A 14,345-nucleotide genomic window follows, 5' to 3' on the forward strand; every position below is an offset into this window, starting at 1 on the left:
CCGATCGTCGGGGCGGGCGCCACGATCCCCAGAGACGATGGCGCGAACGGCCCCAGGCTAGCGGACTTCGCGTCAGCCGATCGGGAAGATCAGCACCGAACTCGAGGCCGTCGCGACGACCTTGCCCGCGGCATCCGTCACGACGCCCTCGGCGAAGGCGACCCGGCTGCCGGGCTTGGAGACCGTGCCGACGGCGGTGAGCGGACCGCTGCTGTGCAGCACCGGGCGCAGGTAGTTGATCTTGATCTCGATCGACGTGTACCCCTGTCCGGGAGGCAGGGTCGTCTGCGCGGCGCACCCGATCGCCGAATCGAGCAGCGTGCACACCAGCCCACCGTGGACGGTGCCGATGGGGTTGTACTGCGACTCGTCGGTGTCGCACACGAAGGTCGCCGTGCCTGGTCCGACCTCGGTGAGGGTGAACCCCATCAGCTTCGCGATCGGCGGCGGCGGCAGGCGTCCCTCGATCATCTCCCGCAGGAAGTCGATCCCGCTCAGCGTCGGCAGCACGGCAAGTCCCGGCGCCACGTCGTCCCACTGGACAGTGCGCTCGCGTTCGGTCACGGCAGTCTCCTCGTCTCGCGCACAACGGTATCGGCCCGCCGCGCGCGGCTCCCTAGGCTGGAGGGGAGGGGGTTCCACACCTATGCCGCTTGCCGCTCCGGACATCAGACTCATCGCCGTCGACATGGACGGCACCCTCTTGGACGGCAACGGCCGCATCCCGGGTGCCCTCTGGCCGCTGCTCGACCAGCTCCGCACACGCGGGATCCGCTTCGTGCCCTCTAGCGGACGGCAGCTCGCGACCCTCCAGCACTCGTTCCCGGACAACGACGACATGGTCTTCATCGCCGAGAACGGCGGCTTCGTGGTTCGCGGCGAAGACGAGATCAGCTCCGACGCGATGGACGCCGGGTTCACGGCATCCGTCATCCGTCGCCTGAGGTCACTCGGTGCGGACGGGAGCGACCTGGGTGTCGTCGTCTGCGGAAAGCGCTCCGCCTACATCGAGCGGACGGATGCCGCGTTCCACACCGAGGCCCAGCGCTACTACGCGCGGCTCGAGGTGGTGGACGATCTGCTCGCCGTGGACGATCAGGTGCTCAAGCTGGCCGTGTACGACTTCGGCCCGGCGGAGGCGACAGCTCCACACCTCGCCGATCTGACGGCGACCCACCAGGTCGTCGTGTCGGGGCACCATTGGATCGATGTGATGAATCAGGGCGTCAACAAGGGCATCGCCCTGGCGCAGGTGCAGGCCGCGCTCGGGATCACCGCCGCGCAGACGATGGCCTTCGGCGACTACCTCAACGACCTCGAACTGCTCGACGCCGCCCACTACTCGTTCGCGATGGCGAACGCGCACCCCGATGTGCTCGCCCGTGCACGTTTCCGTGCCCCGTCGAATGTCGACGAAGGCGTGATCACGACCATTCGGGCACTGCTGGAGGGCAGGCTCGCTGGCTAGATTGAATTCATGCCCACGATCCCCACCATCGCACTGAACGACGGCACCGACTTCCCCGAACTCGGTCTCGGCACCTACAACCTGCGCGGCGACGACGGGGTCTCCGCGATCGTCGCCGCGATCTCGTCCGGCTACCGACTGCTCGACAGCGCGGTGAACTACGAGAACGAGCGCGAGGTCGGCGAGGCCGTACGTCGTGCCGGCGACGAGCTCGGCGTGACCCGCGACGAGCTGCTGGTCACCACGAAGATCCCGGGCCGCCACCACGGCTACGACGCGGCGTTCGCCAGTGCTGAGGCATCCCTCGCCGCTCTGGGGCTCGCGCGCATCGACCTGCACCTCATCCACTGGCCGAACCCGAGTGTCGACAAGTACGTCGAGACCTGGCAGGCGATGATCGCCCTGCGCGAGGCTGGGCTGGTCGGCTCGATCGGCGTCTCGAACTTCACCGAGGCGATGCTCACCAGGCTGATCGGCGAGACCGGAGTCACGCCCGCCGTCAACCAGGTCGAGCTGCACCCGTACTTCCCGCAGGGCGCGCTGCGCGAATTCCACCGCGCGCATGGCATCCGCACCGAGAGCTGGAGCCCGCTCGCGCGCCGCAGCGAGCTGTTCACCGAGCAGGCGGTGAACGACGTCGCCGCCGCCCACGGGGTCAGCGCGACCCAGGCGGTGCTGCGCTGGCACGTGCAGCTGGGGTCGACGCCCATCCCCAAGTCGGCGACGCCGGAGCGTCAGGTCGAAAACGCCGACGTCTTCGGCTTCGAGCTGTCAGACGCCGAGGTGGCGTCGATCTCCGGCCTCGAGCACGGGCGTCTCTGGGACGGCGACCCGAACACCCACGAGGAGATGTAGCTGACAGGATGCCGCGGCCCGCGCGGCGGCGAGCTCAGCGGGCTTTGGCCAGGGCCGCGATCCACTCCGCGAAGGTCTGTGCGCCGAGCTCGGCATCCGTTCCAGGCAGAAGTGAGCCGTCGCGCATCGCGTGCCCGATCGCACCGGGAAGATTCAGGGGAATGACCCACCCGCCGGCGCCGCTCGCGCTCGCCCAGGCCTTCACCATGCCGGCCAGCGACTCTTCGCGAGGCCCGGCGAACTCGATAGTCCGGCCGGCCGGCATCGCGATGGCCGCCGCGGCAAGCCGCGCACCCACCTCGCGCGCCGCGACGGGCTGCGTGCGTCCGCGCGGCGCGAAGTGCGCCGGACCGCGCTTGCCGAACCGCCACACTTGGCCGGCGAACTCATGGAACTGCGTCGATCGCACGATCGTGAACGGGATGCCGCTGGCCTCGGCCGCGCGCTCCTGCGCGACTTTCGCGGCGTAAAGCGGGTACTCCGCGGCGCGGGCGGCGCCCACGATCGAGAGGACGACGTGGTGGCGCACTCCTGCGCTCTTCTCTGCAGCGTGAAGTGTCCGGGCGACGTCGGCGTGGAATCCGATGGGGTCGGCGTCGTCGCTCACACCCGAAGCGTCGATCACCGCGTCGACGCCTTCCAGCGCCGCCGCAGCGCCCTTCCCGGTGACCAGGTCGACGCCGTTCGATCGGGCCAGCACGACGACTTCGTGGCCGCTCTCCCGGGCGGCGATCACTGCCTGGCTGCCGGCTTGGCCGGTTCCTCCGGCGACGGCGATCTTCATGCTTCGGCCTCCTTCGTTCTCAGATGACGGCGCCCGATCACGCGTCCGCTTCGTCCCGGGGCGCGACCCTCTGGCGCTCGCCCGCCTCCGCGAGGTCGGACGGTTCACGCAGCGCCGACCCTGGCGGACTCGGCTCGACATCGGGCTGGCTCAGCGTCGCGATCAGCACCCCGACCAGCGCGATGCCGCCGCCGATCGCCTTGACCGGGTCGAGGGGCTCGCCGAGCAGCAGCGCGAACCCGTAGCCGAGCGCCGGGATCGCGGCCGTCGCCACGCCCGAGATCGCCGCGGGCACGCGCTCGGCGCCGTAGTTGAAGAGCACCAGCGTCGGCGCTGTGACGAGGAGCGCGAGCGCGAGGATGCTCAGCAGCCCGCGCGCATCGGTCGGGATCGCGGCGGTCCCGGTGACGAGCTCCCAGCCGAGCCAGGGGAGCATCAGCACCGTGCCCCACACCCCCGTCGCCGTCGCCAGCACCAGGGCGTCCGGGGCATCCGCTCGTCCCGCGTCGCGGCGCAGCAGCACCGTGTAGATCGCGTAGGACGCGAGCGCGACGACGTTCAGCAGCACCCCGAAATCGAGCCGGAATCCGGATGCCGCGACCAGCGCCACTCCGAGCGTCGCGAGGACGAGCCCCAGGATGGTGCGTCCGGTCAGCCGCTCGCGGATCATCACCACCGCGGCGATGGCGGTGAGCACGGGCAGGAATGAGACGATGAGCGCCGCGGTGCCGGGGGAGGTGAAGAGCAGCCCGAGGTTCGCGAACGAGTAGTAGAGCGTGACGCCGGTGAGGCCGAGGAGGATCGTCCGGGGCTCGCGGAGGGTGCGCGCGAAGGCCGGGCGACGCACGGCGAGCGGGACGAGCACGAGGAGCGCGATCGCGAAGCGCGCGACCGAGAGCACAGCGGGGGAGCCGGTCTGAAGCGCCCAGCCGGACAGCACGTAGGCGAACGACCACAGGACGACGGACAGACCGATCGCCGAGAGCGGCAGAGCGCGGTGGGACACGAGCGATCAGTCTAGGCGCGCGCCGGGCGTGGCCGTCGGCGTCCGCGGGTCATGGGTTCGTGGGCGCCTTCTGTCACGCTCGTTGAACTTCGGGTTCACATGAGCCCTTCGCGTGGGTGAACCGCTCATGTGAACACGAAGTTCAATGGCCCTGGCAGAACGTCTGCGCGCCGGATCCAGAGGGGACACGTCGAGAACCACATGGCCGTCGAGAAACCAGATGGCCGTCGAGAAGTCATGCCTGGCGGCGAGTCTCGGCCGGAATGTGGTTTCTCGGGCGGGTGCCCCGCCCTACGGGCCCGGGTCGCTTACCTCGGCCCCGCCCCGGCTCAGGACGCGTGCCGGATCTCGCAGTCCGATCCGGGCGACAGGATCGCCTGGTGCCCGTCGTCGTAGCGGACGACGAGCAGGGCGTGATCCCCCTCGCCCCGTACTTCGATGACCTCGCCGGCTCGCTCCGGCACTCCGACCGCGTGTCCATGGATCACGACGCGATCGCCCACGATTGCGTGCATGCCGCTCACCTCCAGGCGCCACGATACGACGACCGGGGGCCCGGCGGAACGGCCTCGGTGTCGGCGGTCAGAGGCGAGCGCCGTCGTCGTCCTTGTCGTAGAGGTCGGGCGTCTTGCCCCGCCAGGATTCGTACGCCATCAGCCACCCGATCGACACGATGAACGCGATGATCAGGCCCAGCAGGATGCTCCCGAGCAGGTGGCCGAGCAGTGCGCCGCCGCCGAACAGGACGATCGTGCCGATCAGCCATTGCACGCGGCCCTTCGGCCACCCCGTGCTCGGCCGACCGGAACCGTCGTCGGTCGGTCCGGAAGGTGCCCCGTCATACCGCGAGTCGCTCATGGCGCCAGCCTAGGCCGTCCGCCGTCGCGCTACTCCTGCGCGGGACTGTAGGCGATCATCCAGTCGATGCCGAACTGGTCGGTGACCATTCCGAACTTGCCACCCCAGGGCGGAGTCTCGAACGGCATCGCGACGGAGCCTGCGGCGGCCAGTGCGTCCCAGTACTTCTGGAGCTGCGCTTCGTCATCGCCGCTCACCGACACCGAGATGCCCGCCGGGGTGGAGTAGGTCATGCCCGTGGGGGTATCAGAGGCCATCAGCACGAAGCCGTCGGGCGTGGTCAGCTGCGAGTGCATCACCAGGTCGTTCTCGGCCGGATCCTGGGTCATCCCAGGGAAGTCGCCGAACGTCGAGACCGTCAGATCGCCGCCGAACACACCCTGATAGAACTCCATCGCGCTGCGCGTCTGGTTCTTGAACGAGAGGTACGGGTTGAGGCTGGGCATTGTCGTCTCCTGCATGGGTGGATGGATGCCGCGTCCGGGCCCGTGGCGCGTCCCAGTGTCGTCCGGGCCTCCGACATTCACAAGCAGGCACCTGGAGGAGAGATGTCAGCGGGCGCGGTGATCCTCAGGATGCAGCCGGGGTCCGCGCCGGGGCTCCCGCGCGCCGCTCGTGCCGATCAGGCGAATGACCCGCTGACGGTGGCCCGTCCACGGCGCCAGGAGCTCCAGCATCCCGTCGTCGTCGACGCGTCGCCCCGTCAGCGCGAAACCCACCTCATGGGCGAGGTGGAAGTCGCCGACGCTCACTGCGTCAGGATCGCCGAACGCGCGGATCCTCGCCTCGGCGCTCGTCCACGGCCCCACCCCGCGCAGGCTCGTCAGGATGCGCTCGCGCCGATCGCCGTTCGCGGCGGCGGTGACCGCACGCACGATGGATTCGCCGCGTCGGGCGGCCTCGACGACGGTGCGCGCCTGCGGCGGTTCGAGGCCTGCCCGATGCCACGCCCAGGACGGAATCGCACGCCAGCCGTCGATCGACGGTGGCGCGAACATCGGCCGCGGAGTCGGACCTGGGGCGCGCTCGCCGTGCCAGGCGATGATCCGACGCCAGGCTCCGAACGCCTGCATCCCGGTCACCTTCTGCTCGAAGATCGCGCTCGCGAGCGCATCGAAGACGAGGTCGGTGCGACCGAGCCGCAGGCCGGCAGTTCGGCGGTGGGCGTCGGCGATGAGCGGATGCCGCGTCGCGTCGAAACCCGAAAGGTCATCGCCGTCGCCACACAGGGCGGGCAGCTGCGTGAGCGCCCAGGCTGCGCCGGGTCCCCAGGCAGCGCCTCGCACCACACCGGCGCTCGTCTCGCGCAGCGCCAAGGTCGCGATGCCGTCCGGAGTGCGACTGGCGCGCCAGATCACGGCGCCGTCGACGGTCATGGTGGGGTCGCCCGCTCCGCGACGCTGGAACAGCACGGTGCGACGCAGGTCGAGCGGGTGCGCCGGCCGGTACTCGGTCTCGAGAGGCCGGCCATCAACGCCGAGCGGGTGTGCGACGGGGTCGCCCACGGCGCCGAGCCGCGGCATCCGTACCGACTCGATCTCCTCGTCGATCCCGGCCGGCGCGGCCGGAATCCGGGTGAGCGAGGTGGTCATGCGCTCACCCTACGCCGCCGGCTGACATCGGCCGGAATGTCCGATGTCGGGCTGGCGGAAAGTCCTCAGCTGGCCGAGTGAAAAGCGGATGACCTAGAAGCGGTCGGGCGAAGGAGTGCCGTGGCCGTACCGGATGACGACGTCGGCGTGCCGGTCGAACCGGTAGCCGACACCGCGGACGGTGCGGACGATGTCCTCGTAGCGGCCGAGCTTGGCGCGCAGGCGACGCACGTGGACGTCGATGGTGCGCTCGCCGGGCGACTCGTCGTCGGTGACACCCTGCCAGAGGGACGAGACGAGCTCGGTGCGCTCGATCGTGCGGCCCTCGCGAAGCACGAGGTACTGCAGGAGTTCGAACTCCTTGAACGTGAAGGCAGCCGACTCGCCGTCGATGAGCACGCGCTTGCGCGAGATGTCGACGACGACCCCGCCGGGCGCGCGGTCCTCGTCTTCGGGCTCTTCCTGCTTGGTGCGGGCCACCGCGGACGGCTCGTGCAGGGCGAGGCGCACGACGTCGACGTCGCGTCCACCGGCGCCGACCGGGGCGAGAGCCACGGTCGCGTAGGTCTCGGCGCCAGGGGCGAGTTCGCCGAGGGTGCGCCGCAGCGCCTCGACGAGCACGCCGAGGCTGACACCGGAGGCGGCGGCCTTGGCCTCGTCGATGCCGACGTAGAGGGCGAACCCGCGCGGTGCGGTACCAGGAGGAAGGTGGCGCTGGGCCGGAGCAGGCTGTTCGGACGCGGGAGCCGCGGGAACGGTCTGCACGGGCTCTGTGACGGCGTGGAGGTGGCGGACCGACGTGCTGGCGGACGGGCGGTCGAGGAGGGCGGTGGTCGACATTGGAGTGAGTCCTTGGGGAGGGGCGAATCCGGCGTTCAGATACCGGATTCAGTTGTGTTGCGATTCACGGCCCGAGGGTGTGGGCCAGGGTGCGAGCATCGTGTTCTGCGTGTTCGACGCAGAGACCTTGCTCGGGGACTCGTCGCGGCGTTCCTGTGAGAACCTCAGGAACCGAAGCGGCGCAAGAGTCCGGCGGTGGTCACCGTGCTAGCGGCACATTCGACAACACATGACAACGCGCCCGGCCATCATGCGGCCGGCAGTCCTGTTCGCCTCCCGGGCGGACAATGAACGTGCGGTGTCAGTCATGAAGCCGATTATGACGGAGTTGGTCCCCATGCGTCAAATCGCTCGGATGCCGCCGCCTTTCGACCATGGAATGTGACAAGTTGCTCAATCCGCGACTGTGATACCGGATGCCGGCAACGGCGATACGGGGTTCCAGGCCCGCCCAGCCCCCTCGCTGCGGGCGTACCCTGTCGTGGTGACTCCGCTGACCTACGCCCACGAGCCCGACGCCTCGCGCTACACGCTGCACCGCGGCTCGGATCTGCTCAGTGTGCTGGACTACCGCGACGACGGACGCAGTGTGGCGATGACGCGGGCCTATACGGTGCCGGCCTTCCGCGGACACGGCTACGCCGCACAGCTGGTGGATCACGCGGTCGCTGTGCTCGAGCGTTCGGGGGACCGGGTGGTGGTTCCGGTCTGCTGGTACGTCGCCGATTGGTTCGCCGCGCATCCGGAGCGCGCCGGGATCGTCGCAAAGCGTCGCTCGGCCTGACCCGCCCGGACGGCCTACCCCGGTCGGCGGAGATCGTCAACCCCATCCCTCGACGGGTGTGATCGAGTCAGGCTGGAGGAGACGAGAGGAGCGAGCCATGGACGAGATGCCGGGCACGCCCGAGAACCAGAGCACGAAGCCAGAGGAACAGGCGGCACGGGCGGAGCAGGCTCCCGACCAGCCTCAGGGCACGGCTGTGCCCGCGAGCGCGGAAGCCCCCGTGCCGAGCGACGAGGGTGAACCGAGTCACGTGGCCGTCGGGGTAGGTGTGATCGACGGCGCCCCTATCGCGGGCTCCGACCACCACGGTCAGGACGGCGGTCGCGACACGATGACGGCGGGGGAGGCACAGCGGGAGGGCGCCCTCGGCACGGAGCAGGAGCAGCGCCTGCCGGCGATGTCGCAGAACAATGCGTCCCAGGTCGAGAAGGTGTCAGGCATCGTCGTGCAGACCCGGTCCGACGTCGGCGATCAGCCCCAGGAGCGGATCCAGGACGTGCTGCGCCAGCGGTTGGAGCAATCCGGCATCGATCTCCCTGATGCCGAGATCGCCGAACTCGCCCGACAGATCTCGGGCGGTGACGACTGACGTCGTCGTCACCCACCCGAATAGGCCGTGCCGGCGCGCGAAGGCGAGGTCGCGCGTCGGCACGTTGACCGACCTGATCGAAGACGCGGTCAGGCGGCCGCCCGATGTTGCGCTGCCGCACCGATCGGCCGCGCCCACGTGGCGGCGTGCCGCCTGCTCGAAGGCAGCGTGATGGGGCGGGGGACGCCGACGATGCGCGGCACGGCGGCAGCCGCGGGCCGCAGCACGTGAGGCTGGATTGACTTCAGCTCCTGCAGGGCGGCCTGGCGTTCCCGGATGCGTGCGCGCAGCATCAGGTCGCGATCGCGCTGAGCGGTTTCGTGACGGAACAGCGCTTCTGCGGTGTGGACGATCGACAGCATGACTCCTCCAAAGGTTCCGATGAAGCCAACGTAGGCCGGGGCTCCGACATTGCGACGGCGTCGGAGATGGCAGGATTCCGCGCCCGCGCGACCGGAACTCGCCCATGGCGATCTGATCTGAGGCAGCTTCGCAAGAAGTTTTGTTGCGCTCTCCCCGATGGTGTGGATACTCTGTCGATCGAAGCGCTTCGATACCATCGAAGCTCATCGTCGACGAAAGCGGCGATCGACCGCACCGCACAATGGAGTCCGCATGGTCAAGATCAACGAGGTGGCCACTGCCGCCGGCGTCTCGATCAGCACGGTGTCCTATGCCCTGAGCGGCAAGCGTCCGGTCGCTCCTGACACACGTCGACGCATCCAAGCCGCGGTGCTCGAACTCGGCTACAGCCCGAACGCGGGCGCCCGCATGCTGGCCGGCAGCCGCACGCACATCTTCGCCGTCACCGAGCCGCTGCGGAAGGACACCCACGCGCCGACCCACATGGCGTTCGTTCTCGCCACGGCGGTCGCGGCGCGCCGCAACGACTATGACATCCTCCTGCTGACCGACGAGGAGGCGTCGGCGGGGATGGGCCGGGTCGCATCCAGCGGCCTCGTGGACGCGATCCTCGTGCTCGACGTCGCGCCCGACGATGAGCGCGTCGCGCTCGCGCGCGCGATCGACACCCCGACGATCTTCATCGGCGTGCCGGACGACCAGGAAGGGCTGATCTGCGTCGACCTCGATTTCGATGCTGCGGCGGTCCTCGCGGTCGATCGCCTCGCCGATGCCGGCCACGGCTCGATCGCACTGATCGGTCAGCCGCAGGTCGCATACGAGAAGTCGAACTTCCCCCCGCGGGTGCGCCGCGCATTCGAGGCGCGGGCCGCCGAGCGCGGCATCCGTTACGACTTCCGCGTCTCCGGTCACCACGGCACGAGCCGGAGCGTCACGCGCCGTGCGGTGGCCGAACTGCTGGACGGCGGCATCACGGCGCTGGTGCTGCAGGCGGACGCAGATGTCCACGACGTCGTGCTGTCAGAACTCGCTGAGCGCGGACTCTCGGTGCCAGGGGACGTGTCGGTCGTATCGGTGGCCGCGTCCTTCGACACACGCGACCTGGCCGTCGCGCTCGACGTGATACCGCTGATCCCGGCGTCGTCATGCGACCTGGCGGTCGAGCTCGCGATGCGCAGCCTGACCGACCACCGCCCAGCGCCTGGCCTCTACCTCATCGCCCCGACCTACCTTGACCGGCGTTCGATCGCCCCGCCCGGCGCGGTCCAGGGAGCTTGATCCGGTGTTCGCTGATCACGGAAGTCTTAACCTAGTCCGCCGGCGTCGAAGCGCTTAGATGCCCAGATCCGCCCCTCCGCTCCCGCACTGGGGCGACAGCAAGAAAGGCTTGCCGAACTAATGAAGTTCACCGACGGATTCTGGCAGCTTCGCCCGGGGGTCACCGCCCTCTACGCGCAAGAGGCGTACGACGTCTGGGAGACGGTCCCCACGCCCTCTCCACACGGCGCTGACGCGCCGCGCGGAGCCTCGGGGCGCGTGGGCCCAGCCACGGCCGACGGCGCCGGGCTGGTCATCACGGCCCCGACCGCGGTGATCAGCAAGCGCGGCGACGTGCTCAACCGCGCAGCGCTCACAGTGACCCTGTCCTCGCCGCTCGAAGGCGTTGTCCGGGTGCGGATCTCGCACCACCAGGGGTCGAAGTGGCACGGCGGGTTCGACCTGCCGGGCGCCGCTCCCGCGGGCGCGGCATCCGTCACTGCCGAAGGCGGCACGCTGACGACGGGCCGAATGACCGCCCGCATCGCGAACGGCGCACCATGGTCGCTCGACTTCGAGGTCGACGGCACACGCGTGACCGGCAGCGGCCACAAGTCGCAGGGGTACATCGGGCTCTCCGCCGACGCCCAGGTCGACGGCGGGGTCGTGGGCAACGGGCGCAGCGGCAGCGCGGCACCCAAGGCGGCGAAGTTCGTGCACGAGCAGCTCGACCTCGGCGTCGGGGAGCTCATCTACGGTCTGGGGGAGCGCTTCGGCCCGCTAGTGAAGAACGGGCAGTCGGTCGACATCTGGAACGCCGACGGCGGCACTTCGAGCGAGCAGGCGTACAAGAACGTCCCGTTCTACCTCTCCAACCGCGGGTACGGCGTGCTCGTCAACGACCCGGGTCACGTCTCGTTCGAGATCGGCTCCGAGTCGGTCGAGCGGGTGCAGTTCTCGGTGGCCGGTGAAGAGCTCGAGTACTTCGTGATCGCCGGCCCCACCCCGAAGGACGTGCTCGAGCGCTACACCGCGCTGACCGGGCGTCCGCCGATCGTGCCGGCCTGGTCGTACGGCCTGTGGCTTTCCACCTCGTTCACGACCGACTACGACGAGGCGACGGTCACGTCGTTCATCGACGAGATGGCCGCGCGCGAGCTGCCGGTCTCGGTGTTCCATTTCGACTGCTTCTGGATGCGCGAGTTCAACTGGTGCGACTTCGAGTGGGATCCGCGGGTCTTCCCCGACCCGGACGGCATGCTCTCGCGCCTGCACGAGAAGGATCTGCGCGTCTGCGTGTGGATCAACCCGTACATCGCACAGCGCTCGCCGCTGTTCGCCGAAGGTGCGGCCGCGGGCTACCTCGTGAAGCGCCCCGACGGCTCGGTGTGGCAGTGGGATCTCTGGCAGGCCGGCATGGGGCTCGTCGACTTCACCAACCCCGATGCGACGGCGTGGTTCCAGTCCAAGCTGCGGGCGCTCGTCGACCAGGGCGTGGACTGCTTCAAGACCGACTTCGGCGAGCGGATCCCGCTCGAGGTGGAGTGGTTCGACGGCTCCGACCCGGCTCGTACGCACAACCTCTACACACAGCTGTACAACAAGGCCGTGCACGATGTCCTGGTCGATGCCCGCGGCGCCGGCGATGCCGTGCTGTTCGCCCGGTCGGCGACGACCGGCGGTCAGTCGATGCCGGTGCACTGGGGCGGCGACTCCACGTCGACGTTCCAGTCGATGGCCGAGACGCTGCGCGGCGGGCTCTCGCTCGCCCTGAGCGGGTTCGCGCACTGGAGCCACGACATCGGCGGCTTCGAGGGGACTCCGGATGCCGCGGTCTTCAAGCGCTGGACCGCGTTCGGCCTGCTCGGCAGCCACAGCCGCTTCCACGGCTCCGGCTCCTACCGGGTGCCGTGGGCGTTCGACGAAGAGGCTGTCGAGGTCACGCGCATCTTCACCCACCTGAAGATGCGGCTCATGCCGTACCTGTTCCAGGCGGGAGTTGAGGCTGCGGCGACGGGCGCACCGGTGCTGCGGCCGATGCAGCTGGAGTTCCCGGACGACCCGGGCGTCGGCTACCTCGACCGGCAGTACATGCTCGGTCGCGACATCTTGGTCGCCCCGGTCTTCACCGTCTCCGGTGATGTCGACTTCTATCTGCCCGCGGGCACGTGGACGAATCTGCTCACCGGGGAAGAGGTGCAGGGCGGTTCGTGGCGTCGCGAGCGGCACGGCTTCACGTCGCTGCCGATCTACGTGCGGCCCGGCGGCGTCCTGCCGTGGGGTGCCCGCCAGGATCGGCCGGACTACGACTATCTCGACGGGCTGACGCTGCGCGTCTTCGCGGGCGGCTCGGGCTCGACCACCGTGACCGTGACGAACCCCGATGGGCGGTCGGAGACCTTCAACGTCGACCGCGCAGAGGTGACAGGATGACGACAGTGAGCGAACTGACTGCAGGCCGGGCCGACTACCGGGACTCGGGACTGGTGTTTCCGCCGTCCTTCACTTTCGGGTCGGCGACCGCGTCGTACCAGGTCGAGGGCGGCTTCGACGAAGACGGACGCGGTCCGTCGATCTGGGACACCTTCAGCAAGACCCCCGGACTCGTCTGGAACGGCGATACCGGTGACGTCGCGTGCGATCACTACCACCGTTGGGAGAGCGATCTCGATCTGATGGCCTCGCTCGGCCTGGACGCGTATCGCTTCTCGATCGCGTGGCCGCGGATCCAGCCGACCGGCCGGGGACCCGCCAATCAGGCGGGCCTCGACTTCTACTCGCGGCTCGTGGACGGACTGCTGGCGCGCGGGATCAAGCCCGTGGCGACGCTGTACCACTGGGACCTGCCGCAGCCGCTCGAGGACGAGGGCGGCTGGGCCGTGCGCTCCACCGTCGACGCGTTCGAGGAGTACGCCCGCATCGTCGGAACCGCGCTGGGCGACCGGGTGCACACCTGGACGACCCTCAACGAGCCGTGGTGCTCGGCCTACCTGGGCTACGGGCAGGGCGGCCACGCGCCGGGTCGGCACGAGCCGGCCGCTGCGCTCGCCGCGGTCCATCACCTGAACCTCGCCCACGGCCGGGCCATCCAGGCGCTGCGGGCGACCTCGACCGGCACGCCGGAGTACTCGGTGACGCTCAACTTCCACGTGCTGCGCGGAGTCGGGGATGGCGCGGCGGAGGCGATGCGGCGGATCGACGCCCTCGCGAACCGCGCCTTCACGGGCCCGATGCTGCGCGGCGTCTACGATGCGGACCTGCTCGAGGACACGGCATCCGTCACCGACTGGTCGTTCGTCCACGACGGGGATCTCGAGGCTATCCACCAGCCGATCGATGTGCTGGGGGTCAACTACTACTCCACCGCGACCGTGCAGCTGTGGGACGGGGTTTCGCCGAAGCAGACGAACGACGGTCACAAGGGTGCCGCGGGCGGCACGGCGTGGCCCGGCAGCGAAGCGATCGTGGAGTTCGTCGAGCAGCCAGGGCCCTACACCGCGATGGGCTGGAACATCGCTCCGGAGGGCCTCGAGGAGCTGCTCGTGTCGCTCTCGGAGCAGTTCCCGGACCAGCCGCTCATGGTGACCGAGAACGGCGCCGCCTTCGAGGACGAGGTCGCCGAGGATGACTCCGTGCCCGACCCGGAGCGTCTCGACTACCTGCGCCGGCACTTCACGGCGGCGCACCGGGCCATGGCCCGCGGTGTCGATCTGCGCGGCTACTTCGTGTGGTCTCTGCTCGACAACTTCGAGTGGGGCTACGGCTACGCGAAGCGGTTCGGCATCGTGCGGGTGGACTTCGACACGCTCGAGCGCACGATCAAGGAAAGCGGGCTCTGGTACCGGGACCTGGTGGCGACGAGGTCGATCCCGGCGTGAGCCGGGGCGCGTCTGTACCCAACTGCGGGGCATTTCGGCGACACGCCGTGGCCGGGCGACCTGGCACGGCG

The 14,345-nt window shown here is 69.5% G+C and carries 16 protein-coding genes; 7 read left to right on the plus strand and 9 right to left on the minus strand.

The window, feature by feature from the left end; genetic code table 11:
* Nucleotides 1-72: 72 nt before the first annotated feature.
* Nucleotides 73-564 (minus strand): PaaI family thioesterase, encoded by a 492-nt coding sequence (locus ACXJ3V_RS03850; protein ID WP_457098942.1) that lies wholly within the window; start codon nt 562-564, stop codon nt 73-75.
* Between the two features lie 82 nt (nt 565-646).
* Between ACXJ3V_RS03850 and ACXJ3V_RS03855 the strand changes: the two genes are divergently transcribed.
* Nucleotides 647-1,468 (plus strand): Cof-type HAD-IIB family hydrolase, encoded by an 822-nt coding sequence (locus tag ACXJ3V_RS03855; RefSeq protein WP_457098943.1) that lies wholly within the window; start codon nt 647-649, stop codon nt 1,466-1,468.
* 9 nt (nt 1,469-1,477) lie between these two features.
* A complete protein-coding gene (locus ACXJ3V_RS03860) occupies nt 1,478-2,323 on the plus strand; it encodes an aldo/keto reductase (protein WP_457098944.1) in 846 nt (281 codons plus the stop codon).
* Nucleotides 2,324-2,357: 34 nt separating this feature from the next.
* On the opposite strand, the gene ACXJ3V_RS03865 is transcribed toward ACXJ3V_RS03860, so the two are convergent.
* From ACXJ3V_RS03865 to ACXJ3V_RS03895, 7 genes are all read right to left on the minus strand, one after another.
* The gene (locus ACXJ3V_RS03865) at nt 2,358-3,107 is read right to left on the minus strand and encodes an SDR family oxidoreductase (protein ID WP_457098945.1); all 750 of its coding nucleotides are present in this window, start codon (nt 3,105-3,107) and stop codon (nt 2,358-2,360) included.
* 37 nt (nt 3,108-3,144) lie between these two features.
* Nucleotides 3,145-4,113, minus strand: coding sequence for a DMT family transporter (locus tag ACXJ3V_RS03870; RefSeq protein ID WP_457098946.1), 969 nt, complete (start codon nt 4,111-4,113; stop codon nt 3,145-3,147).
* Between the two features lie 329 nt (nt 4,114-4,442).
* Nucleotides 4,443-4,628 (minus strand): DUF1918 domain-containing protein, encoded by a 186-nt coding sequence (locus ACXJ3V_RS03875; RefSeq protein WP_457098947.1) that lies wholly within the window; start codon nt 4,626-4,628, stop codon nt 4,443-4,445.
* Between the two features lie 67 nt (nt 4,629-4,695).
* Entirely contained in the window at nt 4,696-4,971 is a 276-nt protein-coding gene (locus ACXJ3V_RS03880; RefSeq protein WP_457098948.1) for a hypothetical protein, read from the minus strand.
* Between the two features lie 29 nt (nt 4,972-5,000).
* Nucleotides 5,001-5,417 (minus strand): VOC family protein, encoded by a 417-nt coding sequence (locus tag ACXJ3V_RS03885; RefSeq protein WP_457098949.1) that lies wholly within the window; start codon nt 5,415-5,417, stop codon nt 5,001-5,003.
* A gap of 105 nt (nt 5,418-5,522) precedes the next feature.
* Nucleotides 5,523-6,494, minus strand: coding sequence for a DNA-3-methyladenine glycosylase family protein (locus tag ACXJ3V_RS03890; RefSeq protein WP_457099415.1), 972 nt, complete (start codon nt 6,492-6,494; stop codon nt 5,523-5,525).
* A gap of 162 nt (nt 6,495-6,656) precedes the next feature.
* Entirely contained in the window at nt 6,657-7,403 is a 747-nt protein-coding gene (locus ACXJ3V_RS03895) for a winged helix-turn-helix domain-containing protein (protein WP_457098950.1), read from the minus strand.
* A gap of 484 nt (nt 7,404-7,887) precedes the next feature.
* On the opposite strand from ACXJ3V_RS03895, the gene ACXJ3V_RS03900 reads away from it, so the two are divergent.
* Both ACXJ3V_RS03900 and ACXJ3V_RS03905 read left to right on the plus strand, forming a co-directional pair.
* Complete coding sequence (locus tag ACXJ3V_RS03900) at nt 7,888-8,187, plus strand: GNAT family N-acetyltransferase (protein WP_457098951.1); 300 nt, start codon at nt 7,888-7,890, stop codon at nt 8,185-8,187.
* Between the two features lie 97 nt (nt 8,188-8,284).
* A complete protein-coding gene (locus tag ACXJ3V_RS03905) occupies nt 8,285-8,776 on the plus strand; it encodes a hypothetical protein (RefSeq protein WP_457098952.1) in 492 nt (163 codons plus the stop codon).
* Between the two features lie 89 nt (nt 8,777-8,865).
* Here the strand turns inward: ACXJ3V_RS03905 and ACXJ3V_RS03910 are convergent, their stop codons facing one another.
* Nucleotides 8,866-9,138 (minus strand): hypothetical protein, encoded by a 273-nt coding sequence (locus ACXJ3V_RS03910; protein ID WP_457098953.1) that lies wholly within the window; start codon nt 9,136-9,138, stop codon nt 8,866-8,868.
* Between the two features lie 253 nt (nt 9,139-9,391).
* Between ACXJ3V_RS03910 and ACXJ3V_RS03915 the strand changes: the two genes are divergently transcribed.
* The 3 genes from ACXJ3V_RS03915 (at nt 9,392) to ACXJ3V_RS03925 (ending at nt 14,274) form a co-directional block, all read left to right on the plus strand.
* Entirely contained in the window at nt 9,392-10,417 is a 1,026-nt protein-coding gene (locus tag ACXJ3V_RS03915) for a LacI family DNA-binding transcriptional regulator (protein WP_457098954.1), read from the plus strand.
* 120 nt (nt 10,418-10,537) lie between these two features.
* On the plus strand, nt 10,538-12,829 hold the full coding sequence (gene yicI, locus ACXJ3V_RS03920; protein WP_457098955.1) for an alpha-xylosidase: 2,292 nt from the start codon (nt 10,538-10,540) through the stop codon (nt 12,827-12,829).
* Nucleotides 12,826-14,274 carry a GH1 family beta-glucosidase gene (locus tag ACXJ3V_RS03925; protein WP_457098956.1) on the plus strand — a complete coding sequence of 483 codons (1,449 nt, stop codon included), beginning with the start codon at nt 12,826-12,828 and terminating at the stop codon, nt 14,272-14,274. The genes yicI and ACXJ3V_RS03925 overlap by 4 nt, the downstream gene beginning before the upstream one ends.
* Nucleotides 14,275-14,345: the final 71 nt, after the last annotated feature.

The organism is Microbacterium sp. P5_E9, from assembly GCF_054049175.1.